28 protein-coding genes are annotated in these 26933 nt (G+C 72.6%); 9 read left to right on the top strand and 19 right to left on the bottom strand.

Annotated features, from left to right (window positions below):
- Positions 1–40 precede the first annotated feature (40 nt).
- The 7 genes from fdhD to BUB97_RS09520 all read right to left on the bottom strand — a co-directional run bounded on the left by fdhD (position 41) and on the right by BUB97_RS09520 (position 8675).
- On the bottom strand, positions 41–859 hold the full coding sequence (gene fdhD, locus BUB97_RS09550; protein ID WP_073134008.1) for a formate dehydrogenase accessory sulfurtransferase FdhD: 819 nt from the start codon (positions 857–859) through the stop codon (positions 41–43).
- A 106-nt stretch (positions 860–965) separates the two neighbouring features.
- Complete coding sequence (locus BUB97_RS09545) at positions 966–2549, bottom strand: ABC transporter substrate-binding protein (protein ID WP_073134006.1); 1584 nt, start codon at positions 2547–2549, stop codon at positions 966–968.
- Between the two features lie 28 nt (positions 2550–2577).
- The gene (gene hutI, locus BUB97_RS09540; protein WP_073134004.1) at positions 2578–3774 is read right to left on the bottom strand and encodes an imidazolonepropionase; all 1197 of its coding nucleotides are present in this window, start codon (positions 3772–3774) and stop codon (positions 2578–2580) included.
- A complete protein-coding gene (gene hutH / locus BUB97_RS09535) occupies positions 3767–5248 on the bottom strand; it encodes a histidine ammonia-lyase (protein ID WP_073134002.1) in 1482 nt (493 codons plus the stop codon). The genes hutI and hutH overlap by 8 nt, the downstream gene beginning before the upstream one ends.
- Positions 5248–6930 carry a urocanate hydratase gene (gene hutU / locus BUB97_RS09530; RefSeq protein WP_073134000.1) on the bottom strand — a complete coding sequence of 561 codons (1683 nt, stop codon included), beginning with the start codon at positions 6928–6930 and terminating at the stop codon, positions 5248–5250. The genes hutH and hutU overlap by 1 nt, the downstream gene beginning before the upstream one ends.
- Positions 6931–6937: 7 nt before the next feature.
- Positions 6938–7684 (bottom strand): UTRA domain-containing protein, encoded by a 747-nt coding sequence (locus tag BUB97_RS09525; RefSeq protein ID WP_073133998.1) that lies wholly within the window; start codon positions 7682–7684, stop codon positions 6938–6940.
- 4 nt (positions 7685–7688) lie between these two features.
- On the bottom strand, positions 7689–8675 hold the full coding sequence (locus BUB97_RS09520; RefSeq protein WP_217659606.1) for an isopenicillin N synthase family dioxygenase: 987 nt from the start codon (positions 8673–8675) through the stop codon (positions 7689–7691).
- Between the two features lie 186 nt (positions 8676–8861).
- Between BUB97_RS09520 and BUB97_RS09515 the strand changes: the two genes are divergently transcribed.
- The 5 genes from BUB97_RS09515 to BUB97_RS09495 are packed head-to-tail and all read left to right on the top strand — an operon-like array spanning position 8862 to position 12965.
- Entirely contained in the window at positions 8862–9695 is an 834-nt protein-coding gene (locus BUB97_RS09515; protein ID WP_073133996.1) for a transporter substrate-binding domain-containing protein, read from the top strand.
- Positions 9696–9713: 18 nt separating this feature from the next.
- Positions 9714–10349, top strand: a complete 636-nt coding sequence (locus BUB97_RS09510; RefSeq protein ID WP_073133994.1) for an amino acid ABC transporter permease — start codon at positions 9714–9716, stop codon at positions 10347–10349.
- Positions 10346–11002, top strand: a complete 657-nt coding sequence (locus BUB97_RS09505; protein WP_073133992.1) for an amino acid ABC transporter permease — start codon at positions 10346–10348, stop codon at positions 11000–11002. Before BUB97_RS09510 ends, BUB97_RS09505 begins: the two co-directional genes overlap by 4 nt.
- A 10-nt stretch (positions 11003–11012) precedes the next feature.
- The gene (locus tag BUB97_RS09500; protein ID WP_086062064.1) at positions 11013–11942 is read left to right on the top strand and encodes an amino acid ABC transporter ATP-binding protein; all 930 of its coding nucleotides are present in this window, start codon (positions 11013–11015) and stop codon (positions 11940–11942) included.
- 60 nt (positions 11943–12002) lie between these two features.
- Positions 12003–12965 carry a Bug family tripartite tricarboxylate transporter substrate binding protein gene (locus BUB97_RS09495; RefSeq protein ID WP_073133990.1) on the top strand — a complete coding sequence of 321 codons (963 nt, stop codon included), beginning with the start codon at positions 12003–12005 and terminating at the stop codon, positions 12963–12965.
- Positions 12966–12998: 33 nt separating this feature from the next.
- On the opposite strand, the gene BUB97_RS09490 is transcribed toward BUB97_RS09495, so the two are convergent.
- Together BUB97_RS09490 and BUB97_RS09485 are read right to left on the bottom strand one after the other, a co-directional pair.
- The gene (locus BUB97_RS09490; RefSeq protein ID WP_073133988.1) at positions 12999–13301 is read right to left on the bottom strand and encodes a hypothetical protein; all 303 of its coding nucleotides are present in this window, start codon (positions 13299–13301) and stop codon (positions 12999–13001) included.
- 114 nt (positions 13302–13415) lie between these two features.
- Positions 13416–14498, bottom strand: a complete 1083-nt coding sequence (locus BUB97_RS09485; RefSeq protein WP_175562597.1) for an NAD/NADP-dependent octopine/nopaline dehydrogenase family protein — start codon at positions 14496–14498, stop codon at positions 13416–13418.
- Positions 14499–14622: 124 nt separating this feature from the next.
- Between BUB97_RS09485 and BUB97_RS09480 the strand changes: the two genes are divergently transcribed.
- Together BUB97_RS09480 and BUB97_RS09475 are read left to right on the top strand one after the other, a co-directional pair.
- Entirely contained in the window at positions 14623–15648 is a 1026-nt protein-coding gene (locus BUB97_RS09480; protein WP_245818258.1) for a Bug family tripartite tricarboxylate transporter substrate binding protein, read from the top strand.
- A gap of 350 nt (positions 15649–15998) precedes the next feature.
- On the top strand, positions 15999–16274 hold the full coding sequence (locus BUB97_RS09475) for a hypothetical protein (protein ID WP_073133984.1): 276 nt from the start codon (positions 15999–16001) through the stop codon (positions 16272–16274).
- On the opposite strand, the gene BUB97_RS09470 is transcribed toward BUB97_RS09475, so the two are convergent.
- From BUB97_RS09470 to BUB97_RS09425, 10 genes are read right to left on the bottom strand one after another with little or no spacing between them, the layout of a single operon-like run.
- Positions 16271–16840, bottom strand: a complete 570-nt coding sequence (locus BUB97_RS09470) for a peroxidase-related enzyme (protein WP_073133982.1) — start codon at positions 16838–16840, stop codon at positions 16271–16273. The two genes, BUB97_RS09475 and BUB97_RS09470, sit on opposite strands and share 4 nt — an antisense overlap.
- Complete coding sequence (locus BUB97_RS09465; RefSeq protein WP_073133980.1) at positions 16837–17340, bottom strand: CMD domain-containing protein; 504 nt, start codon at positions 17338–17340, stop codon at positions 16837–16839. Before BUB97_RS09465 ends, BUB97_RS09470 begins: the two co-directional genes overlap by 4 nt.
- Positions 17337–18773, bottom strand: a complete 1437-nt coding sequence (locus BUB97_RS09460) for a flavin-containing monooxygenase (RefSeq protein WP_086062062.1) — start codon at positions 18771–18773, stop codon at positions 17337–17339. Before BUB97_RS09460 ends, BUB97_RS09465 begins: the two co-directional genes overlap by 4 nt.
- Positions 18774–18787: 14 nt before the next feature.
- The gene (gene ccmI / locus BUB97_RS09455) at positions 18788–19576 is read right to left on the bottom strand and encodes a c-type cytochrome biogenesis protein CcmI (RefSeq protein WP_073133977.1); all 789 of its coding nucleotides are present in this window, start codon (positions 19574–19576) and stop codon (positions 18788–18790) included.
- Positions 19573–20025 carry a cytochrome c-type biogenesis protein gene (locus BUB97_RS09450; protein ID WP_073133975.1) on the bottom strand — a complete coding sequence of 151 codons (453 nt, stop codon included), beginning with the start codon at positions 20023–20025 and terminating at the stop codon, positions 19573–19575. The genes ccmI and BUB97_RS09450 overlap by 4 nt, the downstream gene beginning before the upstream one ends.
- Complete coding sequence (locus BUB97_RS09445) at positions 20022–20600, bottom strand: DsbE family thiol:disulfide interchange protein (RefSeq protein WP_073133973.1); 579 nt, start codon at positions 20598–20600, stop codon at positions 20022–20024. Before BUB97_RS09445 ends, BUB97_RS09450 begins: the two co-directional genes overlap by 4 nt.
- Positions 20597–22588 (bottom strand): heme lyase CcmF/NrfE family subunit, encoded by a 1992-nt coding sequence (locus BUB97_RS09440; RefSeq protein WP_073133971.1) that lies wholly within the window; start codon positions 22586–22588, stop codon positions 20597–20599. Before BUB97_RS09440 ends, BUB97_RS09445 begins: the two co-directional genes overlap by 4 nt.
- Positions 22585–23085: a cytochrome c maturation protein CcmE gene (ccmE, locus tag BUB97_RS09435; RefSeq protein WP_073134113.1), complete on the bottom strand. Its 501-nt coding sequence runs from the start codon at positions 23083–23085 to the stop codon at positions 22585–22587. Before ccmE ends, BUB97_RS09440 begins: the two co-directional genes overlap by 4 nt.
- Before the next feature lie 32 nt (positions 23086–23117).
- Entirely contained in the window at positions 23118–23252 is a 135-nt protein-coding gene (gene ccmD, locus BUB97_RS25795; protein WP_139281320.1) for a heme exporter protein CcmD, read from the bottom strand.
- A 34-nt stretch (positions 23253–23286) separates the two neighbouring features.
- Positions 23287–24081, bottom strand: coding sequence for a heme ABC transporter permease (locus BUB97_RS09425; RefSeq protein WP_245818257.1), 795 nt, complete (start codon positions 24079–24081; stop codon positions 23287–23289).
- Between the two features lie 293 nt (positions 24082–24374).
- Between BUB97_RS09425 and BUB97_RS09420 the strand changes: the two genes are divergently transcribed.
- Both BUB97_RS09420 and BUB97_RS09415 read left to right on the top strand, forming a co-directional pair.
- Positions 24375–26456: a 3-hydroxyacyl-CoA dehydrogenase NAD-binding domain-containing protein gene (locus BUB97_RS09420; protein ID WP_073133969.1), complete on the top strand. Its 2082-nt coding sequence runs from the start codon at positions 24375–24377 to the stop codon at positions 26454–26456.
- Positions 26453–26905, top strand: coding sequence for a PaaI family thioesterase (locus BUB97_RS09415; RefSeq protein ID WP_073133966.1), 453 nt, complete (start codon positions 26453–26455; stop codon positions 26903–26905). Before BUB97_RS09420 ends, BUB97_RS09415 begins: the two co-directional genes overlap by 4 nt.
- Positions 26906–26933 lie beyond the last annotated feature (28 nt).

Genomic DNA, 26933 nt, shown 5'->3' with positions numbered 1-26933 from the left:
GCCGGCCAGGAGGCGGGGGCACACAGGGCCGTGGGGCGCCTCAGCCCGTCGCCGCCTCCCGCACCCTGTCCATCCCATGGAACACCGTCACCGTATCCCGCCGGGCCACCGCCACCAGGTTCATGTCCAGCGCCCGCGCCCGGTCCAGGGCGAGGGCCGTGGGGGCGGAAATGGCGACGAGCGTGCGCGCCCCGATGGCGGCCGCCTTCTCCACCAGCTCGAAGGAGCAGCGGCTGGTGACGAGGACGAAACCGTCCCCCGGCGCCTCGCCGCTCCGCATCAGCGCTCCGGCCAGCTTGTCGAGCGCGTTGTGGCGGCCGACATCCTCCCGTACCGCGGCCAGGCTGCCATCGGCGCGCGCGAAGGCCGCGGCATGGACCGCCCGCGTCTCGTCATTCAGCGGCTGGGCCCCTTCCAGCGCGTCCAGCGCGCGGCGGATGGCGGGAAGGTCGATGGCGGGGGCGGGGCCTTCCGGCCGGATGGCCTGCGGCATCTGGTCCAGTTCCTCGATCCCACAGAGACCGCAGCCCGTGCGCCCGGCGATGGAGCGGCGCCGGGCCAGATGCGCCGTCAGCGCCGTGGGCGCGAGCCGGATGGCCAGCCGCAACCCGCGCGGATCCACCTCCACCTCCACCTCGCGGATGCCCGCGGCCTCCGTGACGATCCCTTCCGTCAGGCTGAAGCCATAGGCGAAGTCCTCGAGGTCCGAGGGGGTCAGCATCATCACCGCGAAGGGGACGGAGGAGTAGACGAGGCTGACCGGCACCTCCTCCGGCACGGCGCGGGTGGTCGGGCGGGGCTCGCCGTCGCGGCCCACCACCAGGGCCGGGGCGGGGCGGCTGCTCGGGGGCAGGGTCATCGGGGTCGCCTCCTCAATTCCAGCAACGCCGCCGCGGGGGCCGGGTCGCGTCGCGGCTTCAGCGCGCCTTCGCGCGGGGGCTTCAGCGCGCCTTCGCGCGGGGGCTTCAGCGCGCCGTCACGCGGGTGGCCAGCGTGCCCTCGTCGAAGCCGGCCTCGTAGCGCAGCCCCTTGCGCGTGGCCCAGGCCCAGGCGGCCGTATAGAGCGGGATGACACCGAGATCCGCCATCGCCCCCTCCATCGCCGCCTGCTGGGCGGCCCGCCGGCGCTCCGGGTCGATGGTGGCGGCCGCGGTCTCGATCAGCCGGTCCACCTCGGGGTTGGCGTAGCGCCCGCGGTTGAAGCCGCCATAGCCGCGCGCCTCGTCCACCGAATGCAGCGCCTGGCGCATGACGATCAGGTTGTCCCCGATGCTGCCCCAGCCATTCAGCAGCAGGCTCGCGTCGAAGCGCGTCATGCGGGTGTAGAACACCTGCGGCGGCTCGGCTTCCACGGCGGCCTGGATGCCGATGCGGTTCAGCATCTGCCCCACCGCCTGGCAGGTCTGCCGGTCATTCACATAGCGCCCGCTGGAGCAGTGCAGCGTCATGCGGAAGCCCTGCGGATAGCCCGCCTCCGCCAGCAGCTTCCGCGCGCCGGCGGCGTCGTAGGGCGCGGGCGGGATTCGGCCGGAATGGCCGAACATGCCGGCCGGCGCCGCCTGGTTCGCCGGGCTCGCCATGCCCTCCATCACGCGCTCCACCAGGGCCGGGCGGTTGATCGCGGCGGAGATCGCCCGCCGCACCTCGATCCGGCGGAGCGGGTTGGGGGTGAGGGGTGTGCCATCCGCGCCGGTGACGAAGGGCGAGGTCTCGCGCGATAGGTCCGGCACGAGGAACATCGTGCGGTTGCCGTCATGCTGGAAGACGGAGACGCGCGCATCCCGCCGCAGGCCCGCGATATCCGCCGTCGCCACCTTGTCGATCACGTCCACGCTGCCGGAGAGCAGGGCGGCGAGGCGCGAGGCATCGCTCGGGATAGGGCGGAAGACCACCTCCTCCCATTCCGGCGCGGGGCCGGAATAGGCGGGGTTGCGCCGCAGCTCCAGCCGGTCGCCGGGAATCCAGCGGATGGCGCGGTAGGGGCCGGTGCCGGTCGCCGCTTCGCCGCGGTTGAACCGCTCGGTGGGCGCATCCTCCCCCAGCGCGGCGGAGATGATCCGCACCCGCGCGAGATCGGCGATCAGCAGCGGATAGGGCGTCTCGGTCCGCAGCCGGATCCGGTGCGGCCCGGCCACCTCCACCTCCCGGATGGCGCGCACATAGGGCGCGACCGTGCCGGCGGGGTTGCGGATGGCCTTCGCCCGCCGGATCGAATAGGCCACGTCCTCCGCGGTGAAGGGCCGGCCGTCCGAGAAGGTCACGCCCTCCCGCAGGTCGAACTCCCAGCTCGTGTCATCCGTGTTGCGCCAGGCGGTGGCGAGGTCCGGCACGATGTTCAGCGCCGCGTCCATGCTGACGAGGCTGCCATAGACATGCTGCTGCATTGCCGCGCTGGTGAAGGTGGGTGCGACATGCGGGTCGAGGGAGGTGAGGTCGGTCTGCAGGGCAATCGTCAGCGGCTCGGACCGGGCCAGCCCCGTTGGGAGCCCGGACGCCAGAACCAGGAGCCCGAGCGCTACGCGCCGCGCCAGAACCAGCCATCCCGCCATCGCCGCCCCTCCCGAATGGCGGGGTGGGCTAGGCGTCGCGCCCCGCCACCACGCGCCCCGCGCATGGATTGCCGCCGAGCCAGTAGCACAGCTCAGCCGGCGCATCGATCCGGTACAGGGCCAGGTCGCAGCGCATCCCCGGCGCCAACATGCCGCGGTCGGCCAGGCCCAGCGCCGCGGCCGCATGGCGCGTGACGCCGAGCAACGCCTCCTCCACGGTCAGCCGGTACAGGGTGCAGGCCATGTTGAGCATCAGCAGCAGGGAGCGCGCGGGGGAGGAACCGGGATTCATGTCCGTCGCGATCGCCATGCGCAGCCCCGCCGCGCGCATCGCCGCGATGTCGGGGTGCCGTTCCTCGCGGATGAAATAGGTGGCGCCGGGCAGCAGCACGGCCACGCTTCCGGCCGCCGCCATCGCGGCCAGCCCCTCGGCCGAGGCATGCTCCAGATGGTCGGCCGAAAGCGCCCCGAAGCGCGCGGCGAGGGCGGCGCCGCCCAGGTCGCTGAGCTGGTCCGCATGCAGCTTCACCGGCAGGCCGCATTCGCGCGCCGCCTGGAACACCGCCGCCGTTTCCGCCGGGGTGAAGGCGATGCGCTCGCAGAAGGCGTCCACCGCATCCACCAGCCCTTCCTCGGCCAGTGGCGCGATCATCCCCGCCACCAGCGCGGCGTACTCCCCCTGCCGCCCCCTGTATTCCGGCGGCACCGCATGGGCGCCGAGGAAGCTGGTCGCGACCGAGACGGCCCGCTCCCGCCCCAGCGCCCGCGCCGCGCGCAGCATCCGCCGCTCGGCCTCGAATTCCAGCCCGTAGCCGGATTTTACCTCGATGGTGGTCACGCCCTCGGCCAGCAGCCCGTCCAGGCGCGGCAGGGCGGAGGCGATCAGCGCGTCCTCGCTGGCGGCCCGCGTGGCGCGCACGGTGGAGAGGATGCCGCCTCCCTCGCGCGCGATCTCCTCATAGGTGGCGCCGGCGAGGCGGCGCTCGAACTCCCCGGCGCGGTTGCCGCCGAAGACAAGATGGGTGTGGCAGTCGATCAGCCCGGGCAGGATCCAGGCCCCGCCGCAATCCGTGCGCGGCGCCTCCGTCGCGGGAAGCTCCCCACGCGGACCGGCCCAGGCGATCCGCCCGTCCCGGGCCGCCACGGCGCCGTCCCGCACCACGCCCAGCCCATCCTGCATCGTGCAGAGATGGGCATTCACCCAGACCCGGTCGAACTCAGCCATGGCCCAGCCGCGCGAAGCGCCCCTCCGCGATCAGCGCGGAGACGGCGGCGATGTCCGGCGCCATGAAGCGGTCCTCCTCCCATGCCGCCGCCACGCCGCGCACCATCCCATGCGCCTCCTCCAGCAGGGGCGAGGACCGCAGGGGCCGGTGGAACTCGATGGCCTGCGCGGCCGCCAGCAGCTCGATGGCCAGGATGTCGCGCAGGTTCCGCCCCATGGGCATCAGCCGCAGCGCCGCCCCGGTCGCCATGCTCACATGGTCCTCCTGGTTGGCGGAGGTCGGCAGGCTGTCCACGCTGCGGGGATGCGCGAGAGATTTCTGCTCGCTCGCCAGGGCCGCCGCCGTCACCTGCGCGATCATGAAGCCGGAATTCAACCCGCCCTCGCGCACGAGGAAGGCGGGCAGCCCGGAAAGGGCGGGGTCCGTCAGCAAGGCGATCCGGCGCTCCGACAGCGCGCCGATCTCGGCGAGCGCCAGGGCGAGGTGGTCCGCCGCGAAGGCCACCGGCTCCGCATGGAAGTTGCCGCCCGAGAGCACCTCGCCCTCCGCCGTCACCAGCGGGTTGTCGGTCACGGCATTCGCCTCGCGCTCCAGCACGGCGGCGGCATGGTCCATCGCGTCCATGCAGGCGCCCATCACCTGCGGCTGGCAGCGGATGGAATAGGGATCCTGCACGCGCGGGTCGTTCTCGCGATGGCTTTCCCGGATCGCGCTGCCCGCCATCAGCGCGCGCAGCGCGGCGGCGGCGCGGATCTGCCCGGGCTGGCCCCGCAGGGCATGGATGCGCGGATCGAAGGGCGTGTCGGAGCCGCGCACGCCCTCCGTGCTCATGGCACCGGCCACCAGCGCCGTGGTGAAGAGGTCCCGCGCCTCGAACAGCGCCACCAGCGCGATGGCGGTGGAAACCTGCGTGCCGTTCAGCAGCGCCAGCCCCTCCTTGGGCCCGAGCGGCAGCGGCCCGAGCCCGACATGCGCCAGGGCCTCGGCGCCCAGCACCACGCGGCCGCCCAGGCTCGCCTCACCCTCGCCGATCAGCACCATGGACAGATGCGCGAGCGGCGCGAGGTCGCCGGAGGCGCCCACCGAGCCGCGCGCCGGGATCACCGGCAGCACATCGGCCTCCAGCAGCCGCAGCAGCGCCTCCACCGTCTCCTCCCGCACCGCGGAGGCCCCGCGGGAGAGGGAGAGCGCCTTCAGCGCCAGCACGAGCCGCACCACGGGGCGGGGCAGGGGCTCCCCCACGCCCGAGGCATGGCTGCGGATCAGGTTCAGCTGCAGCCGCACCAGGGCATCGGGCGGGATGCGCGTGCCCGCGAGCTTCCCGAAGCCCGTGTTCACGCCATACATCACCTCCCCCGCCGCGAGGCGCGCGGCCAGGGCGGAATGGCTGGCGCGCACGGCGTCCCGCCATTCCTCGCCGAGCTGGAGGGGCGCTCCCTCCATCACGGCACGGAGCTCGGCCAGGCGCGCCATCACGCGCCCACCATGGGCAAGTCCAGCCCCTTCTCCCGCGCCCATTCCTTCGCCGCGGCATAGCCCGCATCGGCATGGCGCATCACGCCCGTCGCCGGGTCGTTCCACAGCACCCGCCTCAGCCGCCGCGCCGCATCCGGCGTGCCATCGGCCACGATCACCATGCCCGCATGCTGCGAATAGCCCATGCCCACCCCGCCGCCATGATGCAGCGAAACCCAGGTGGCGCCGGAGGCCGTGTTCAGCAGCGCATTCAGCAGCGGCCAGTCGGAAACGGCGTCCGACCCGTCCATCATCGCCTCCGTCTCCCGGTTGGGGGAGGCAACGGAGCCGGAATCCAGATGGTCGCGCCCGATCACCACGGGGCCGATCTCGCCCCGCGCCACCATCTCGTTGAAGGCCAGGCCCAGCCGGTGCCGGTCCCCCAGCCCAACCCAGCAGATGCGCGCCGGCAGGCCCTGGAAGGCGATGCGCCGCTGCGCCATGTCCAGCCAGCGATGCAGATGCGGGTCGTCGATGAGCTCGCGCACCTTCGCATCCGTCTTGCGGATATCCTCGGGGTCGCCGGACAGCGCCGCCCAGCGGAAGGGGCCGATGCCCTTGCAGAACAACGGGCGGATATAGGCCGGCACGAAGCCCGGGAAGTCGAAGGCCTCCGCCAGCCCCTCATCCTTCGCCATCTGCCGGATGTTGTTGCCGTAATCCATGACGACCGACCCCATCCGCTTGAAGTCCAGCATGGCCTGCACATGCGCCACCATGCTGCGCTTGGCCGCGGCCGCCACCGCCTTCGGGTCGCTCTCGCGCTTCGCCTGCCACTCCGCCAGCGTCCAGCCCGCGGGCAGGTAGCCATTGGCGGGATCATGCGCGCTGGTCTGGTCCGTCACGATATCCGGCACCACCCCGCGCCGCACGAGTTCCGGGAACACCTCCGCCGCATTGCCCAGAAGCCCGACGCTGATCGCGCGCTTGTCGATGCAGGCCGTGCCGATCATGGCCAGCGCCTCGTCCAGGCTCGCCGTGCGGTGGTCCAGGTAGCGCGTCTCGATCCGCTTCTCGATCCGGCTGGGCTGGCATTCCACCGCCAGCACGCAGGCGCCCGCGAAGACGCCCGCCAGCGGCTGCGCCCCGCCCATGCCGCCGAGCCCGCCGGTGAGAATCCAGCGCCCGGAAAGGTCGCCCCCGAAATGCTGCCGCCCGGCCTCGGCGAAGGTCTCGTAGGTGCCCTGCACGATCCCCTGGGAGCCGATATAGATCCAGGACCCCGCGGTCATCTGGCCGTACATCATCAGCCCCGCGCGATCGAGCTCGTTGAACGTGTCCCAGTTGGCCCAGGCCGGCACGAGGTTGGAATTGGCGATCAGCACGCGCGGCGCATCCGCATGCGTCTCGAACACGCCCACCGGCTTGCCGGACTGGACCAGCAGCGTCTGCGTGTCCTCCAGCCGCCGCAGCACGTCGCAGATCATCTCGTAGCTGCGCCAGTCCCGCGCCGCGCGGCCGATGCCGCCATAGACGACGAGCGCGCCGGGATCCTCCGCCACCTCGTCGTCCAGGTTGTTCATCAGCATCCGCAGCGGCGCCTCCGTCACCCAGTGCTTCGCGGAGAGGGTGAGGCCGCGCGGTGCCCGGATGGCGGGTGCGTTGCGCAGGCGAGGGCCGGGAGATCTGGCGTCGCTCATCACATCCTCAGAAGCTGTAATGCCCGCCGGGCCCGTCCTGCATCCGGTAGCGGCCGGAAAGCTCGAAGCGGCTGGCGGGCTGGGTGAGGCGGGAGAAGGTGGTGGCCTCCCCACGGCGGAAGGTGCGGCGGCGGATGACGAGGCAGGGGTCGCGCGCCTCCACCTGCAACAGCCGCGCGATCGGGGCGGGCGGCAGGATGGCGGTCACCGCCTGCTCCATCTCCGTCACCTCGCCCACCTCGCGCAGGTAGTCATAGGTGGTGCGGGCGGCATAATCCTGCTCCGCATAGCCCGGGGCGTAGCCTGGCCGGATGAAGCGCTCCTCCAGCTGGATCGGCAGCGCATCGCCCAGATGCAGGATCATGGAGGCCGGAACCCGCCCGCCGCGCGGCAGGCCGAGCGCATCCGCCGCCTCCTCGGTCAGGTTGGCCAGGCCGAGCGCCAGCACCTCGCAGCTCCATTCCATGCCACGCCCGCGGATTTCCTCCGCGATGCTCTCGATGCTCGTCAGCCCCGTGCGCGGCTTTCCCTCGGCGACGAAGGTGCCGACGCCCGGCACCTTCCGCAGCCGTCCCTCCCGCGCCAGCTCCGCGAAGGCGCGGTTCACCGTGATGCGCGAGACCCCGAGCATCGGCCCCAGCTCGTTCTCGCTCGGGATCCGGGCATGGGTCGGCCAGTCGCCCGAGGCGATGCGCGAGAGCACATAGTCCTTCACCGCCTCGTAGCGCGGCTTGGGCGCGCCGCCATCCGGCATGGCGCTATCCTGCCGCCACCGTGGGCGCGGCCAGGGTCTTGCGGTAGCCGAAGGCCTGGTCGAAGCGGTTCAGGATATGCTGCCCCGCGGTGATCGGCTCGTAACGCGCCTCACCGGCCGGGGTGCCGAGGTCGCGCGGGTCGATTAACGCGCCGAAATCGGGGTCGTGGAAGGTTGCGATCGACATTCGCTCCCGCCCGCTGCGGTTCACCACGCGGTGCGGGGTGGAGGCGAAGCGGTCATTGCTCCAGCGCCCGAGCAGGTCGCCCACATTCACCACCAGCGTGCCGGGCAGGGGAGGGGCGTCGATCCAGCCGCCGCTCTGCCGCTCCCGCACCTGCAAGCCTCCGTTGCCATCCTGCCAGAGCAGGGTGATGCAGCCGAAATCCGTATGCGGGGCGACGCCGAAAATCTCCTCCTCTGCGCCCACATCCTGGGGCGGGTAGAAGATGGCCTGGGTGCGCTGCAGCGGCTTCGTGTAGCGGGGCGCGAAGAAGCCCTCCTCCAACTCCAGGCTGACCGCCACCGCCCGCAGCAGCCGCCCGCCGAGCGCGAACATGGCGCCGTAATAGGCGGACATGGCCGGGCGCAGGGCGGGCGCGAAGTCCGGCCACTGGTTCGGGCCGCGCAAGGGCTCGCCGGCCAGCACGGAAGGGTCGTCCTCCGGCAGCTCCAGGCCGATGGAGAAGAACTCCTTGCGGTCCGTGTGCTTCGCACCTTCCATCAGCGCTCCGCCCATGGCGTGCCAACCCCGGTGCCGCGCATTGGCGCGCACCCGTGCCTTGGTTTCGGGCGGCAGGTGGAAGAAGTCGCGCGCCGCCTCCACCGCGGCGCCGATCACCGCATCCGGCACGCCGTGGTTCGAGACGTAGAAGAAACCCGGCCCCATGCAGGCCGCGCGGATGGCCGCCGCCACTTGCGGCACGGCGTTTGCTGATCCCGTATTCAGTCCGGACACGTCGATCACGGGGAGAGAGGTCATGTCGGTCATCTGCGCCTCCGACGCGGCCCAGGGGCCTGCATGCCCCTTGATCGGCCAGTGCACCGATGGTTACGCTCATAACCTGTCATGTCAAGTCACGCATGGCTGGCGGAAGCGCAACGGCACGGCCAACATCCCAACCAGAGCAGGCCCGGATTCCGTGGCGATTCGCCCCGGGCGCACAGGAGAACCAGGATGAGCATCACCCGACGCGGCCTGGGTGCCGCCGCCCTCGGCACCGGCCTCGCCGCCGCCTATGTGCGGCGCGCGGCCGCCAACAACCTCGAGAAGGCGAAGCGGGCGGGCGAGCTCGTCATCGCCACCGAAATGCACTTCGCCCCCTTCGACTTCACCGAGGGCGGTAAGCAGGTCGGGCTGAATGCCGAGCTTTTCGCGGAGTTCGGCAAGGAGATCGGCGTCAAGATCACCTTCCAGGACCTGCCCTGGCCGGCCGTGCTGCCTGGGCTGGAAGCCAGCCGCTACGACCTCGTCGGCGGCCCCGCCACCATCACCCGGGCGCGCGCGGAGCGCTACCGCTTCTCCGTCCCCGTGGCCGAGGCCACCGTCGCGCTGCTGAAGCGCGCGAACGACTCCAGCATCACCAAGCCGCAGGACATCGCGGGCAAGCAGCTCGGCGGCGCGACCGCCACGGCGCAGCTCGCCCAGTTCCAGGCCTTCGTCGCCACCCTGCCGGGCACCACCCCGCCCATCCGCGAATACCAGTCCTTCTCCGAGGCCTATGCCGACCTCGCCGCCGGCCGCGTGGCGGCGGTGGGCAATTCACTGCCCAACATCGCCTATGTCGCGAAGCAGCGGCCCAATGTCTTCGCGGTCGTGCAGCCGCCCTTCGGCACCAAGTCCTATTTCGGCTATATCGGCCGCAAGGATGCGGATTCGGCGCCGCTGATGGATGCGCTGGACGCCCATATCGTGAAGATGCGGAACGACGGCCGCTTGGCCGCGCTGCAGACCAAGTGGTTCGGCCAGGCCTTCGAGACGCCGGACACGGTGCCCGCCCCGCAGGTCTGATCCCCCTTGGATTCGATCATGCCCTGGTCCTTCGTGGAGGAGGCCCTTCCGGTCTTCCTGCGAGGGGCGGTGGCGACGGTGGGGGTCTCGCTGGCCGCCATCGCGCTCGGCTTCGCAGTGGGGGCGGCCATCGCCGCCGCCGCCACCTCGGGGCTGCGGGGGCTGCGCGCCTTCGCGGCCCTCTACATCAGCTTCTTCCGCGGCGTACCGCTGCTGGTGCAGCTGCTGCTCGCCTATTACGCGCTGCCCTTTCTCGGGCTCGACATCCCGGCCATCGTCGCGGCGGTCGGCACCCTGGCCCTGTGCTGCGCCGCCTATGCGGCCGAGATCCTGCGCGGCGGCCTCGCCACCGTGCCGCCGGGCGCGGTGGAGGCCGCGCGCCTGCTGGGCCTCACCCGCGCGCAGACCTTCCTGCGCATCCGCCTGCCCATCGCGGCGCGCGCCATGCGGCAGTCCCTGGTGGGGGAGGCGATCATGATCATGAAAGCCTCCTCCCTCGTCTCCATGGTGGGCATCCTCGAGCTGACGCGCACCTCCCAGGCGCTGGCAGCCAGCACCTTCATGCCGCTCCAGGCCTACACGCTGTGCGGCATCATGTACCTCATCATCAACTTCGTGCTCATGGCGGTGTCCTGGGAAAGGCGGAGGGCATGACGGTCGTCACGGAAACCCTCTGGGCCGTGGCGCGCGGCCTGCCGCTCACCATCGGGATCTGGCTCGCCTCCGTCGCCACCGGGCTGCTGGTGGGCGTGCTCGTCGCCTGCCTTCGCCATTTCGGCCCGGCGCTGCTGAACGTCCTGCTCGCCACGCTGGTAGAAATTGTGCGCGGCGTGCCCTTCGTCGTGCAGGCCTTCCTCCTCTATTACGGCGGCCCCTTCATCGGGCTCGACCTGACGCCGGTCGTCGCCGGCTGGCTCGCGCTGTCCATCTACGCGGCGGCCTATTTTAGCGAGGTCTTCCGCGGCGGCTTCCTCGCCATCCCCCCCGGCCATGTGGAGGCCGCACGGCTGCTGGGGCTGAAGACGCCCCAGACCATCACGCGCATCCTCCTGCCGGAAATGGCGCTCTCCGTGCTGCCCTCCCTCGCCAATCTCGCGGTCATCCTCGTCAAGGAAACCGCCATCCTCTCCATCATCACCGTGCCGGAGCTGACCTTCACCGTCTCCGGCGTGGGCAGCGCGACCTTCGCCTTCGCCCAGACCATGGCGGCGCTGGCGCTGAGTTACTGGCTGCTGGTGGAGCTCACCGCCTATGCGGCGCGGCGGCTGGAACGCGGCATCGCCCGCGCCACGCTCGGCACCGCCTGAGGAACCCGTGATGACGACCCCCTTCCTCCTGGCCGAGAAGCTGGAGCGCCGCGTCGGCAACACGCAGATCCTGGCTGGCATCGACCTCTCCGTGCAGAAGGGGGAGGTGGTGGGGCTGATCGGCCCCAGCGGCTCCGGCAAGTCCTCGCTGCTCCGCTGCATCGCGGGGCTCGACCCGCTGACCGGCGGGCGCGTGCTGGTGGAGGGGCGCGTGCCCCAGCCCGGCGACGGGCTGATCGGCATGGTCTTCCAGCAATTCAACCTCTGGCCGCATCTGACGGCGGGGGAGAACGTGGCCCTCGCCCTGCGCCTCGTGCGCCGGATGAGCCGCGCGGAGGCGGCCGAGCGCGCCCGCGCCATGCTGGACCGCGTGGGCCTCGCGAAATTCGCCGACCGCCGCCCGGCCCAGCTCTCGGGCGGCCAGCAGCAGCGCGTCGCGATCGCGCGCACCCTGGCGATGGAACCGCGCCTCATCCTCTTCGATGAGCCGACGGCGAGCCTGGACCCGGAGCTGACGACCGAGGTGCTGGACGTGATCCGCGGCCTGGCGGAGACGGGGATGACGATGCTCGTCGTCTCGCATGAGATGGGCTTCGTCGCCTCGGTCGCCTCCCGCGCCGTCTTCCTCGACCATGGCCGCGTGCTGGTGGATGGCCCGGCCAGGGCGGTGTTCCGCGACGCGGAGGAGCCGCGCCTGCGCCGCTTCCTCTCCACCTATCTCCAGCGCGTGGCCTGGGCGCCGGACCCGGAGCCGCCCGCCACCCAACCCGCCACCACCATGTCGCTGCTCGGCGCCGCGCCGGCGGAGCCGGGGAGTTTCCCGCTGCTGGGCGGTGAAGCCGCTTCTCCGCCGCCGCCGGCGCGCTTCTCGCTGCTGGACGCCGCCACCAACCCGCCGGGCGAGGGGCAGCCGGTGACGGCGCCGAAGCCCGGAGCCTGAGGCCGGCTTCGCCCGGGGCGCCTTGCGGCGTTAGCATCGGCGAAGCCCAAGGACCCCCCGATGCAGCGACGCGCCCTTCTCTCCCTCGCCACCCTCTCGCCCCTCGCGGCCCAGGCCCAGCCCCGCTGGTCCCCCGATGCCCCGGTCCGCCTCATCGTTCCCTTCGCGCCCGGCGGCTCCCAGGACGTGCTGGGCCGGCTCCTCGCCCAGGCGGCGGGCCCCATCCTCGGCCAGACCGTGGTGGTGGAGAACCGCGCGGGCGCCGGCGGCGTGCTGGGGGCGGAGGCGGTGGCGCGCGCGGCGCCGGATGGGCTGACGGTCCTCCTCGCCACCGCCGGGCAGCTCACCATCGCCAAGGCGATCGGCCGGCGCCTGCCCTATGACCCTATCGCCGATTTCGCGCCCATCCTGCATCTGAGCGACAGCCCCGTCGCGCTGCTGGCCGCGCCGCAGCTGGCGGTGGCGGATGCCCAGGGCCTGCTCCGCATGGCACGGGAGGCGGCGCAGCCCTTGCCCTATGCCTCCACCGGCATCGGCACCAACACGCATCTCATCATGGAGGACCTGAAGGCGCGGGAGCGGCTGAATGTGGAGCACGTGCCCTATCGCGGCGCGGCGGCGGCCTTCAACGACCTCGCGGCCGGGCGCATCGCGACGATGTTCGTCTCCGTCCCCTCCGTCCTCGCCGCCACGGGCGGGCAGTTCAAGGTCCTGGCCGTCACCTCGCGCGAGCGCTTCCCCGCCACCCCCGACATTCCCACCCTCATCGAGGCCGGGGTGAAGGATTTCGAGGCGAGTATCTGGACCGGCCTCTCCGCGCCCCGGAACACGCCCGCACCCATCGTCGCGCGGCTGGCCGAGGCCTTCCGCGCGGCGATGGAAACCGAACTCGTCCGTGCCCGGCTGGGCGGCCTCGGCGTCACCCCCAATGGCGGCGACGGCGCGGCCTTCGCGGCCACGCTGCGGGAGGATCTCGAGCGCTGGACCCGTGTCGCGGCGCCGCTGGACATCAAGCTGGACTAGTCCCTGGGCCGGGGAGGGCGGTCCCCCACCCGCTCAATGCTGGCGCGTGCCGATCAGCTCCTCCGCCACGGCCACCACCGCCTCCGCCAGGATGGCCCGCAGGGCGGCGCCGTCCCGCGGCTGCGCGTTCTCCAGCACCGCCACCACGCGCGTCACCTCGCTGGCCGCGCCGCGCAGATAGGCGACGGGATCGGGCGCCTTGCGCGCGCCTTCCTCCAGGGCCAAGCGAACGGCGTCCAGCACGATCTGCCGCACGAGCGCATCCCGCAGGCTTGCGGATGCCTCGCCCTCGCCGCGTGATGCCTCCCTGCCGGGGCTGCCAGGGATGCTCGTCATGGCCGTATCCACCTCTCCTCGCGGCCCTCCGGCATTGGAGGGCGCGGCGGGAGAGTGGTCCGTGCTGCGCTGCCGCAACAGCAGGGTCGTGCCGATGCCCGTGATCGGTCCTGCCTATGCGTCCCGGTCCTGTGCGTCGCGGCCGAAGCCATGGGCCAGCGCCGCATCCAGCCCCGCGGGATCCAGCGGATCGAGCAGCGGGTTGCTGTGCAGGTTGCGGCCCCAGAGCGTCTCCAGCGAAGTGACCACCGCCTCCGTCACCGGCATGGCGATGCCGCGCCCGCGCGCGAGCCAGAGGTAGAAGGCTAGCCCATAGGGCACGTCCTCCGTCACGTAGCGCGTCTCCATCGCGGCGGGGCCGAGCACCGCCCCGCGCGACACCGCGATGGCGGCCGCCATCTCCGCCAGCGGCCCGATGGGTACGCCATTGGCCCGATGCAGGGATTCATCCAGCCCCAGCACCTCAACGCCGAAGGACCGCGCCAGCGCCGCGCGCTCGGCCGAGAGCGCCTCCATCATCCGGCAAGCGGCGGGGGTCATCAGCCCGTATTGCGCCCATTCCTCCGCCCGCTCGATCCGCGTGACATTCGTCAGCGCCAGCACGGCGTGGATGATGGGGTTCGCATTGGCCAGCCCGGCATGGAGTGCGTGCGGCGCGACGGGGCTGGCATGGCCGAACAGCGCCGTGGCCAGGGCACCCATCTCGCCGGCCGCCCGGGCGGGCACGGCGGCCATGTCCACCGCCGCGCGCACCGCGGCCACGCGCACCCGCCCCGGTGCCGGGCGGCGCGCCGTCACAGGGGTGGTCGCCATGGCCCCGATCGGCGGCCGCCGGGCCGGCGCGCCGCGCCGCGCCATCAGCGCATCCAGCGCCAGCGGGGCGAGGGAGGCGGCCGGGGCGATCAGCAGCGGAAGATGGGGCGGCAGCGCCTCCGCGATGCGCGGCAGAAGGGCGGGAAAGGCATAGGCGGGCACGGCCAGCAGCGCCGCATCCGCATCCCGGAAGGCCTCGGGCAGGTCCCGCGCGACGCGCAGCGTCACGCGCCCCGTCACCGCGCCTTCGGCCTCGATGGATTCCACCAGCCCGGCCGTGCCGGCGCCGGAGGGCGACCAGAGCGTGACCTCATGCCCGCGGGACGCGGCCAGCACCGCCGCCGCCGGTCCCACCGCACCCGCGCCCAGCACGACCAACCGCATCGCCGCCCCCATCGCATCCGCGCGCGATCATCCCGACCCCGCCCGATCCGGCAAGGTGCCCGCGCGATTTCCGTCCTGGCCCCGATCCTGCCTAAGCTTCGGGCAAAGCCCCCTGGGAGCCCCGATGATGAGCATCACGCGCCGCAGCGCCCTCGCCCTTCCGGCCCTCGGCCTCGCCTCCACAGCCCTGGGGCAGACCGCGCCGGCCCCGGCCGCGCCCGCTCCTTCCCCGCCAGCAGCAACCGGCCCCTGGCCCAACCGCCCCGTGCGGGTCATCGTCCCCGCGCCGGGCGGCGGCGGCACGGCGGATACCCTGGCCCGCATCTTCGCGCAGGAGTTGGAGAAGCGCATCGGCCAGCGCGTCATCATCGACAACCGCGGCGGCGCCAACGGCAATATCGGCGCCCTGGCCGGCGCGCGCTCGGCGCCCGATGGCTACACCATCCTCTGGTCCTGGGCCGGCACGCTGGCCACGGGCCCGGCCCTCTACCGGGACCTGCCCTTCGACCCGGAGAAGGACTTCGAGCCGGTCGTCCTCGTCGGCAACGTGCCCAACGTGCTGGTGGTGAACAAGGACCTGCCGATCCGCAACCTGGCGGAGTTCGGCGCCTATGCCCGCGCCAACCCGGGCGCGATCAACTTCGGCTCCACGGGCAACGGCTCCTCGATGCATCTGGCGGGGGAGCTCTACAAGTCCCTCACCGGCACGCAGATGACGCATGTGCCCTACACCGCACCGGCGGCGGGGGTGACGGACCTGCTCTCCGGCCGGATCCAGGCGATGTTCAACCTCATCACCGGCGTCGCGCCCCAGGTGAAGGCTGGGGCGGTGACGCCGATCGCGGTGCTGGACGAACGCCGCGCGCCGCAACTGCCCGACGTGCCCACCACGGCGGAACTGGGCATGCCCGGCCTCGTCTTCGGCACCTGGTTCGGTCTCTTCCTGCCCAAGGGCTCGGACCCCGCCTTCGTGCAGCGCCTGAACACCATCGCGAACGAGGTGCTGAACGACCCCGAGGCGAAGGCGCGGTTCGAGCAGTCCGGCATGGCCACGCTCGGCGGCCCGCCGGAGCGGCTGGCCACCTTCCTGCACGAGGAAATCGGCCGCCACGCGGCGCTGGTGCGGCAATCGGGGGCGCGGAACGAATAGGGTTAGGCGCTGATGGCCCCCGGGAGCGAGAAGGAATTCTCCCTCCCGGACCCTCCCTCATCTTCTTTTGGAAGACTGCCGTGGAATGCGGGGTTGGAGGTGCGCCTGAGGTCGATGACCTCAGGCGACGGTCAGGTCAGCCCGCGCGGCCGAAATCAAAATGCCTGCGGCGCCACAGCGATCATCGCATCCCCGGCAGGCCGAACGCGGGGTCCGGGGTGGCCGCTGCCACCCCGGTGGAGGGTCTGGGAGGCAAAGCCTCTCAGGGCGCCGCAAGCACAATCCGCCCCGAACAAACCCCCCGCACCCCCGGCCGTTCCTCTCTGCGATATGGCGAATGGAGGCGCCTGATGATGGATGGCATTCGTGGAGCGGGCCTCGCCTCGCTCCTGCTCCTCGCGGCTTGCGCCCAGGGCGGTCCGGGGCAGACCGCTTCCACCGGCCCCGCCACGGCAGCAGATGCGCGCTATGCCTGCCAGATGCGCGGCGCGATGGCGGAGGACCGGGTGTACGGCCCCTTCGGCAAGCTCGACATCGACAGCGCCCTGGTGCGGGCCCAGGTGACGGAGGACTGCCTGGCAGGCGCGCAGAGAGCGGGGACGCTGCCGCCAACGCCGAAGTTCTAGGCGGCCGGGGGTTCCGATTCCCCCAGGGACTGCATCAGCCGGTTCGCATTGGCGAACATGGCGATGGAGTGGATGAGGTCCAGCAGCTCCAGCTCGTCCATCCCCAGGGCGCGGAGGGGCGCGAGGTCGGCGGCCGTCACGGCGCCCGGCGTCAGTGTCAGCTTTTCGCTGAAATCGGCGATGGCGCGGCGGCGCGGATCGATCTCGGCCTTGTGGCCCTCATCCAGCACGCGCTGCATCGCCTCGCGCTGCTTGGAGAGGTCGGCGAAGCGCCGGGCGTGGACCGAGGTGCAGTACACGCAGCCATTCGCCATGGAGACGATGGCGGTGGAGAACTCCCGGTCCGCGCGCGGCAAGCCGCGTGGCGCGTACATCACCGTGTTGAACAGCGCCCCGCGCTCGCCGAGCGAAGCCGGGTCGTTCGCCAGGGTGAGGAAATAGGTCGAGCGCCGCTGCGCCGGCGGGCAGGCTTCCAGCGCGGCGAGCTGGGCGGGGGTGGCGGTCTCGGCCTCCACGGGCGGGATGCGCGGCGTCCAGCCCACCTCTTCCATGGTGAAGCGGCTCATGCGGCGGCTCCTTCCTGCATCATGGCGCGCAGGCCGGCGATGACGCGGACCTGATAGGGCACAAAGGAGACAAGCTGCGTGATCGCCACGATGTCGCGTGGGGTCAGCCCCATGCCGGAAAGCGCGTCGATCGTCTCCTGCGTCACGTCGTCGGGGCGGGTGGCGACCACATCGGCATAGCGCAGCAGCGCGGGCAGGCGGCCCTCCATCGGCGCGCCGCTCAGATCTTCGGCGAGCATGATGGCTTCCTGCGCGCCTGCCTTCTCCAGCAGGCCGCGGAAATGCGCGGCCAGGGCGGCGTCGCCCTCGCGCAGCGCGGTGCGCAGCGCCAGCGCCGCGCGATCGGCGTGGGAGATGTTGCCGGGGTCCTCCGGCATCAGCAGCTCCCGATAGGCGCCCTGCGCGTGGCGCAGCGCCTCCGGCCGGCGGCGGCGCAGCACGTGCAGCGGCGATCCGGGCGCGATGCCCAGGATGCTCTCGATCAGGTCGTCATCGCTCATGCCGTCAGTTCCCTTTCCGGCCACTCGTCACCCAGCAGTTCCGGCGTGTCATAGGCCTGCAGCCGGGCGAAATGCGTCTCGCGATCCTCGACGAAGAGGGAGCGCGCGATGCCCTGCGCCAGCCGCCTTGCCCCGGCCGAAATGGCGGGGATGTCGCCGGTCAGCTTCCCGTGGCTGAGGGTGGCCGGATAGTTGAAGGCGTGGATCCGCGCCAGGGCGGGGCAGGCGCCGGGCACCCGTTCCTGGAAGGAGAAGTCGGGCGCGAGATCAGGGGAGGAGGACAGCTCCTCGCTCTCCTGCCCCGGCTCCGGGGCGAAGCGGTCCCGCCAGAGCCGGACATGCGGCGCGATCAACGCCAGCTCCGGCCGTTCCTCCAGCGCCACCTTGAAGCCCGTGGCCCAGATCAGGAAATCCACCGTGAATGCGCCGCGCGGGGTGGTGACGACCACCGCGCCCCCTTCCTCCCGCACCGCCGTCACGGGGCTGCCGAGGTGCAGATGCGCGTGGGGATGGCGGGAGACGCGCAGCGTGCTGTCGCGCGGCGGCGGCGTCTGCGCGCTGTTGGCATAGTGCTGGAAGCGCCACTTCCACTCGTCGGGCAAGCCCGCGAAGCCATGCACCACGCCCTGGCTGCCGATTCCGGTGAACTTGTTCACGCGCGGCAGCGCGCGGCGGCGGACGAACATGTGCAGCCCGCTGCAGCCGGCCTCCAGCGCCGTGGCGGCATTGTCCATGGCGGAGGCGCCCGCGCCCACCACGCCAACGCGCTTCCCGCACAGCGCGGCGAAGTCGATCTCCTCGCGCGAATGGGCCCAGAAGCGGCGGTCCAGGCCTCGCGCCATCTCCGGCACGAACTCACCGCCCAGCCCGTCGCGCCCGCTGGCCAGCACCAGGCGCCGGCACAGGACCTCCGGCGCCCCGCGCATCTCCAGCGCGATCAGCCCGTCCTCGCGCGGGCGGACCAGCGCGACATCGGCGCCGTTCTCGACCGGCACGCCCATCACGCGGCGGTACCAGTTGAGGTAGTCCATCCACAGGCCGCGCGGGATCTTGCCCAGCGCCTCCCAGGCGGCGGGCCCGTGCTGCGCCTCGAAGAAGGCGCGGAAGGTGAGGGAGGGCAGGCCCAAGGCGGGGCCGGCGAGGCCCTTGGGCGAGCGCAGCGTCTCCATCCGCGCATAGGTCACCCAGGGGCCTTCCTGCCCCTGCGCCGCGCGGTCCATCACGCGCAGCCGCTCCACGCCATCCAGCCTCAGGGCCGCGGCGGCCGCCAGCCCGGCCATGCCGGCGCCGATGATCGCCACATCCGCCACCGGGCGCCCGTCCGGCGCGGTCGTCTCGGGCACCCAGGGCTTGGCGGGCAGCTCCAGCCATTCCAGGTCCTGCCGCAGCCGTGCCTCGAGCGCGGCCAGCCCCGGGGCGCCGCTTCCATCCATCAAGGTGCCATCCATCACGGCAAGGCCTGCATGCGTCGTTCCACCATTCCCCGCCAAGGCGCGCCCTCCGGCGCGGTCGCCAGCAGCGCGGACCAGGTGGCGCGGGCCACGGCGGGGCGGCCAGCCTGCGCCTCGGCGAGGCCGGAGAGGAAGCGGAGCCCCACATGGCCCGGTGCGCGGGGCAGAACCTCGGCCAGGAAGGCCGCGGCTTCCTCCACCTGATCCGCCTCCAGCAGAACCTGCGCGCGCTGGGCCGCGATGTCGGGCTCGAAGCCGGCCTTCAGCGCCTCCGCATAGGCCGCGGCCGATTCGGCGGCGCGCCCGCGGTTGCGCTCGGCCTCGGCCAGCAGCAGCCAGCCCTGGCGCGCGGCGGGGTTCTCGGGCGGGATGGCGGCGAGCCGCGCGCGGAGCTGCGCCAGCAGCGCCTCGTCCCGCTGCGTGACATCGCGCCGCTCCGCGAAGGTGGCGGAGGGCATGCCAGGCAGGCCGTTGAGGAAATAGACGGCGAAGGCGAGCACGGGCACGACGACCAGCCCGGCCAGCACGGGCCCGCGCCCGCCCATGCGCGCGGGCGCCGCATCGGGCACAGCCAGGAGGCGGCGCTGCACCTCCAGCCGCGCGGCGGAAAGGGCGGCATCGTCCAGCCGGCCCATCGCCTTGTCCCGCTCCAGCTCGGCCAGCTGCGCGCGGTACAGCGCGCGGTCCGCCGCGCCGCGATCCGTCAGGCGGGCCGGGCGCCAGGCCACCCAGGCGAGCGGCAGCAGCGCGGCGAGCGCGAGAAGCGCCGCGAAAACCCAGGTCAAAGCTCTTTCTCCAGCGCCGCCAGCCGGGCGCGCTCCTCATCCGTCAGCGGGGCGGGGCCGGTGCGGGCGGCCTGCCGCCGCCGCATCCGCAGCAGCACCAGCCCGCCAATCCCCAGCACGATCACCGGCAGCGCCCAGAGCGGGGCCGTCACCCAGTTGAAGGGTGGGCGCAGCAGCACGAAGTCGCCGTAGCGCGCATGCACGTAGTCGCGCACGGCATCGCTGGATTCGCCGGCCGCCACGCGCTCCCGCACCAGCCGGCGCAGGTCGCGCGCCAGGTCGGCCTCGCTGTCCTCGATGGACTGGTTCTGGCAGACCATGCAGCGCAGCTCGCGCCCGATCTCCTGCGCGCGCGCCTCCGCCGCGGGGTTAGGCAGCATCTCGGAGGGCCGCCCCACCGCCAGCGCCAGGCCGGGCGCCAGCACCAGCGCGAAGAGAAGCGCCCTCACGCGTGCCGCCGCAGCAGCGGGTCCAGCTCGGCCGAGAGCGTGTCGGGCATCATCGGCCCGGCCCAGCGCCAGCGGATGAGGCCGCCCTTGTCCAGCAGATAGGTCTCCGGCACGCCATAGAGGCCGTATTCGATGCCCGCGCGCCCTTCCGCATCCGCCACCAGCGCGGCGAAGGGGTTGCCGTGGCGCGCCAGGAAGCGCGCGGCATCCGCCGGCTTGTCCTTGTAGTTGATGCCGAGGATCCGCACGCCGCGCCGGTGCAGCGCCATGAGCTGCGGATGCTCCACCACGCAGGGCACGCACCAGGAGGCCCAGAAGTTCACCAGCACCGGGGCGGCGGGCGCGGCCAGCGCATCGGGGGCGAAGGCGGGCAGGTCGATCCCCTCTACGGCCGGCAGCGCGATCCGGGGCGCGGGCTTGCCGATCAGGGCGGAGGGAACGCCGCGCGGGTCGTAGGACCCGTCCCGCATGCCGCGCAGCATGGCCCAGAAGCCCACCCCGCCCGCGGCCGCGACGCCGAGGGGCACCCAGAGCAGGGCGCGGCGGGAGAGGGGGGTGGCCTTGGTCCCGCTCATGCCCGTGCTGCTCCAGGATCCTGGGCCGCCCCGGGGTCCTGGGCCGCGGCACGGCGCGCCGGGGCGCCGACGCGCGCGCGCCGGTCGGACAAGGAGAGCCCGCCGCCGAAGGCCATGATGGCGCCACCGAGCCAGATCCAGGGCGCCAGCGGGTTGTGGTGCAGGCGCAGCGTCGCGCGGCCGTTCTCCTCCTCGCCCATCACCGCATAGAGGTCGGAGGCCCAGGTCGTGTGGATGGCGGCTTCCGTCGTGCTCTGGCGGGCGAGGGGGAAGTTGCGCTTCTCCGGCTGCAGCACCGTCACCGGCGCGCCGCCCCGCGTCACCGTCACGGTGGCGCGGCGGCTGGTCCAGTTCGGGCCGGTCACGTCGCGCACGCCTTCCAGCTTCCACTCATAGCCGCCGAGCGAGACGGTCTCGCCCGGGCGCACCGCCGCGAGACGTTCCGTCGCCAGCCCCATCCCGGCCATGCCGAGCAGCGTGACGCCGAAGCCCGCATGCGCCACGGCGCCACCCCAGGCCGCGCGCGGCAGGCCCCTGGCGCGGGCGAGCGCGGCGCGCGGGCGGGAGAAGAGGGCGATGCGCTCGGCCACGTCGACGAAGGCGCCGAGGATCAGCCACAGCGCCGCGCCGAAGCCGAGCGCCGGCAGGATCGGCCGGCCCTGCACGAGCCAGACCAGCGCGATGGCGCCCAGCGCGGCCAGCGCCACCCACCAGAGGCGCTGCAGCACCGGCCAGGGCTTCGCGCGCTTCCAGGCCATCAGCGGCCCCGCCGCCATGGCGAGAATGAGCGGCAGCGCCAGGGGGAAGACCGTGGCCTGGTAGAAGGGCGGGCCGACCGAGATCTTCGCCTTGAGCATCAGGTCCGCGAACATCGGGTAGAGCGTGCCCGCGAGCACCACCGCCGCGATGGTGCAGAGGATGAGGTTGTTCAGCACCAGCGCCCCTTCGCGCGAGAGCGGCGCGAACACCCCGGTGGGGGCGAGGGCCGGCGCGCGCCAGGCGAAGAGGGCGAAGGCGCCGCCCATCGTCAGCAGCAGCAGGGCGAGGATGAAGACGCCCCGCTCCGGATCATTGGCGAAGGCGTGGACGGAGTTCAGCACGCCCGAGCGCACGAGGAAGGTGCCGAGCAGCGACATGGAGAAGGCGAGGATGGCCAGCAGCACCGACCAGGTCTTCAGCGCCTCGCGCTTCTCCACCACGATGGCGGAATGCAGCAGCGCGCAGCCGGCGAGCCAGGGCAGCAGCGAGGCATTCTCCACCGGGTCCCAGAACCAGTAGCCGCCCCAGCCCAGCTCGTAATAGGCCCACCACGACCCCAGCGCGATACCGAGCGTCAGGAAGGACCAGGAGGCCAGCGCCCAGGGCCGCACCCAGCGCCCCCAGGCGGCATCCACGCGGCCCTCGATCAGCGCCGCGATGGCGAAGGCGAAGGTGACGGCGGTGCCGACATAGCCGAGGTAGAGAAGCGGCGGATGGAAGGCCAGGCCGGGGTCCTGGAGCACGGGGTTCAGCCCCTGCCCATCGGCCGCCGGCGGCCAGACCCGCAGGAAGGGGTTGGAGGTGGCCAGGATGAAGGCGAGGAAGCCCGTGGCGATCATGCCCAGCACCGCCAGCACCCGCGCCCGCAGCGCGCCGGGCAGGTTGCGCCCGAAGGCCGAGACCGCCGCGCCGCAGAGCGCGAGGATGAGCACCCAGAGCACCATGGAACCCTCATGGTTCCCCCAGGCTCCGGCGAGCTTGTAGAGCATCGGCTTCGCCGAATGGCTGTTCTGCACGACATTGGTGACGGTCGTGTCGTTCAGCGCGAAGGACCAGAGCAGGGCGGCGAAGGCCGTGGCCACCGCGATGAGCACGCCGGCGGCGAGGCCGGGCCCGGCCGCCATCAGCCGCGCATCGCGCCGCTGCGCGCCCACGAGGGGCAGCACGGCCTGGGCCAGCGAGAGCGCCAGGGCCAGGGCCAGGGCGAAGTGCCCGATCTCAGGAATCATCCGCCGGTCCGGGGCTGCATCGTGTTCCAGCCGCTCGCAGGCGGCGGCGCCCCCTGCTCGGGGTTCCAGTGGCCGCTGCGCTCCAACGCGTCCTTCACCTCGGGCGGCATGTAGGACTCGTCATGGCGGGCCAGCACCTCGCTGGCGGTGAAGTGGCCGTCCGGGCCCAGCTTGCCCAGTGCCACCACGCCCTGGCCCTCGCGGAAGAGGTCGGGCAGCACGCCGCGATAGCTCACCGCGATAGTGTGGGCGCCATCCGTCACGCGGAAGCGCGCCTCCGCGCCGTCGCGCACCACGCTCCCGGCCTCCACCAGCCCGCCGAGGCGGAAGGCGCGGCCGTCCGGCGCGGGCATGGCCACGATGTCGGAGGGGGAGCGGAAGAAGACGAGGTTGTCGCGGAAGGCGGTCAGCGCCAGCGCCGCCGCCGCGCCCAGCCCCAACCCGCAGAGCAGCAGCACCCAGAGCCGCCTTCTCCGGCGGGAAGCCGCCAGCCCCATTCCGCCCCGCTTGGGGGCCGCGACGGCACCGCTCATCGGGCGCGCTCCAGTTCCTTCAGGCGGCGGGCGGCGGTGCGGTGCCGCCAGGCGGCGCCCAGGGCCAGCCCGCCGAAGCCGATCGCGGCCAGTCCCCAGGCCGCGATCACGTTGATCCAATGGCCGCTCATCGTGTCACGATCCCATGGCCGCTCATGTGGCCGCTCATGCCGGCACCGCCTCGGGCGCGGGGGCGCGGTCGGCCTCGCGCGCCCTGGCCAGCTCCAGCGCCTGCACCCGGCGCTCCATCACCGCGGCCCGCACCCGCGCCAGCACGAGCGTGCCGAAGAGCAGGGAGAAGCCGATGGCGCAGGCCAGCAGCGGCCCGAGCATCGAGATGTGCATCGAGGGCCCCTCGATCCGCGCCACGCTGGCGGGCTGGTGCAGCGTGTTCCACCAATCCACCGAGAACTTCACGATCGGCAGGTTCACCACCCCCACGAGGGCGAGGATGGCGCCCACCCGCGCTCCGCGCTCCTCATCCTCGAAGGCGCGGGTGATGGCGGCGTGGCCGACCCAGAGGAAGAAGAGGACGAGCACCGAGGTCATCCGCGCATCCCAGGCCCACCAGGTGCCCCACATCGGCCGGCCCCAGAGGCTGCCGGTGGCCAGGCACAGGGCCGTGGCCACGGCGCCCACGGGGGAGAGTTCCCGCGCCGCGAGGTCGGCCAGCGGGTGCTTCCAGACCAGGGCCAGGAGCGAGGCGATGGCGAGCCCGGCATAGCCGGACATGGCCAGCCAGGCCATCGGCACATGCACATACATGATCCGCACCGTCTCCCCCTGCTGCCAGTCGGCCGGGGAGGCAAGCAGCGCCCAGCCCGCCGCCGGCAGCAGCACGGCCAGGGAGAGCCCCCAGAGCCAGGGCATGAGCCGCGCCGTCGCCCGCAGGAAGCGGCCGGGATTGGCGAAGCGGTGCAGGAGGGGCGCGGCGGTGGTCAGGGCGGGGCGTCCAGGCAACCAGGGGCGAAGAGCGGCACCCCGGTCCCGGGGTGGTGCCGGGGGTTTAGCGCGCCCGGGCGTCCGCTGGAATTGATGCAGCGCAAGACCGGGCGGGCCATCCCCGCAGATGGGGGCGGCCCGCCCATGGCCCAAGATGCGGCCCGCCATGCTGCGCCGCCGTTGCCGCGGCGCAGCACGGAATCGAGCAGGACGCTTGACGCGGCCTCCCGCCAGTTCTTTCCTCGCGCCTGCCCGGGCAGTGTTTTCCTGCCGAAAACAAAGACCTGGCGGGGAAACGAAGGAGTTGCCGGATGGCCGACCAGGAGCCTGTCACCCTCTCGATCGAAGGCGGCATCGCGGAGATCCGCATCTCGAACCCGCCGGTGAACGCGCTGAGCGCGGCGGTGCGTGGCGGCCTGGTCCGGGCGGCCGAGGCGGCCGCCGCTGATCCTTCGGTGCGCGCGGTGGTGGTGACGGCGGAGGGCCGGACCTTCATCGCCGGCGCCGACATCACCGAATTCGGCAAGCCCCCCATCCCGCCCAGCCTGCCCGAGGCGATCGCGGCGCTGGAGGGACTCGCCAAGCCCGTGGTGGCGGCTATCAACGGCGCCGCGCTGGGCGGCGGGCTGGAGGTGGCGCTGGGCTGCCATGCCCGCGTGGCCGCGCCCGCGGCCAGGCTGGGCCTGCCCGAGATCAAGCTCGGCCTGCTACCGGGTGCGGGGGGCACGCAGCGCCTGCCGCGCCTCGTCGGCGCCGTGCCCGCCCTGCGGCTGATGACCGATGGCAACCCCGTCTCGGCGGGGGACGCCCAGGCCATGGGCCTGGTGGATGAGGTGGCCGAGGATGCCTTGGCCGCCGCCCGTGCCCTGGCCCTGCGCCTGGCCGATGCGGGCCGCCCCACCCCAAGCCGCGACCGCATGGATCTCGGCTCGCGCGAGGCCTTCGAGGAAGCCGCGGCCGCGCTGCTGAAGAAGGGTGCCGAGAATCCGAGCATCGGAGCCTGCGTGGACGCCGTGCGGGCCGCCTTCGACAAGCCCTTCGAGGAGGGGATGGCGGCCGAGCGCGCGCATTTCCTGCGCCTGCGGGAGGACCCGCGCAGCAAGGCGCTGCGCCATGTCTTCCTCGCCGAGCGCGCCGCCGCCCGCATCCCCGGCCTGCCCAAGGGCACCAAGCCGCGCCCGGTGGAGCGCGCGGCCGTGATCGGCGCCGGCACCATGGGCGGCGGCATCGCCATGAGCTTCGCCAATGCCGGCATCCCCGTGACGCTGATCGAGACGAGCGAGGAGAACCTCGCCCGTGGGCTGGAACGGGTGGCGGGCAACTACGCCACCTCCGTCAAGCGCGGCAGCCTGAGCGAGGAGGCGCGCGCGAAGCGCATGGGCCTGATCGAGGGCAAGGTGGGGCTGGAGGCCGCCGCCGGTGCCGATGTGATTGTCGAGGCGGTGTTCGAGGAAATGGGGCTGAAGAAGGAGATCTTCGGCAAGCTGCAGGAGATCGCCCGCCCCGGCGCCGTGCTGGCCACCAACACCTCCTATCTCGACGTGGACGAGATCGCGGCCTCCACGCGCCGCCCCGGCGACGTGCTGGGCATGCACTTCTTCTCCCCGGCCAATGTGATGAAGCTGCTGGAGGTGGTGCGCGGCCGGGAGACGGCGCCCGATGCGCTGGCCACCGCGGTGGAGCTGGGGCGCAAGCTCGCCAAGGTGCCGGTGGTTTCCGGCGTCTGCTACGGCTTCATCGGCAACCGCATGCTCGCCCGCCGCACGGCCATGGCGGAGCGCCTGCTGCAGGAAGGCGCGCTGCCGCAGGAGGTGGACAAGGCGCTGACCGATTTCGGCTTCCGCATGGGCCCCTTCGCCATGGCAGACCTCGCGGGCCTCGATATCGGCTGGCGCATCCGCAAGGCGACCGGCAAGACTTCGCCCGTGGCCGATGCGCTCTGCGAGGCGGGCCGCCTCGGTCAGAAGACGAAGCGCGGCTACTACGACTATTCCGGCGATGGCCGGACCGGCACGCCGGACCCGGAGGTGTTGGCCCTCATCGAGCGCGTTTCGGCGGAACAGGGCCTGACGCGCCGCTCCATCCCGCAGGAGGAGATCCTGGAGCGCCTGCTCTACCCGATGATCAACGAGGGCGCGCGCATCCTGGAGGAGGGCGTCGCGGCCCGCGCCGGGGATATCGATACGGTCTGGCTGAACGGCTATGGCTGGCCCGCCTGGACGGGCGGCCCGATGTTCCACGCCGATTTGGTGGGGCTGCCGAGGATCGTCGCCCGGTTGCGGGACTTCGCCGCGGCCAGCGGCGACGACAGCCTCCAGCCCGCCGCCCTTCTCCTGAGGCTCGCCGAGAGCGGCGGCAGCTTCGCCTCGCTCGACCAGAAGGAAGCGGCGTGAGCGCGCCGGCCTTCGACCCGGCGGCGGAGGGCTGGGCCCCCCGCGCGCCGATCGGCTTCTCCGGCCTCACGGGCCCGCTCTGGTCGCGGCCGGAGGGGGATGGCTGGGCCTATGGCATCCTGGCGGACAGCCGGCACGTGAACGGCCATGGCATCGTCCATGGCGGCATGCTGATGACGCTGCTGGACAACGCCATGGGCGTCACGGTCTGGCATGCCGGGGGGCTGCGGCCCGTCGTGACCATGCAGCTGAACACCCACTTCCTGGCCTCGGCCCATCCGGGGGAGTTCCTGGAGGCGCGGGGCGAGATCATCCGCGTCGCGAACTCGGTGATCTTCGTGCGCGGCATGATCACGGTCGGCGAGCGCAAGGTGGCGGCGGGCGACGGCGTCTGGAAGGTGCTGGCGGCCAAGCCGGGCGCGCCGAAGCGGGAGGGCGACCCGGCCTGAGCCGGGCCGCCGTAGCCCGTAAAGCGAG

Source organism: Muricoccus roseus (assembly GCF_900141905.1).
GTDB lineage: Bacteria > Pseudomonadota > Alphaproteobacteria > Acetobacterales > Acetobacteraceae > Roseomonas > Roseomonas rosea.
Note: the sequence above shows the minus strand (reverse complement) of the source record. Positions and strands in the feature narration are given on the sequence as shown.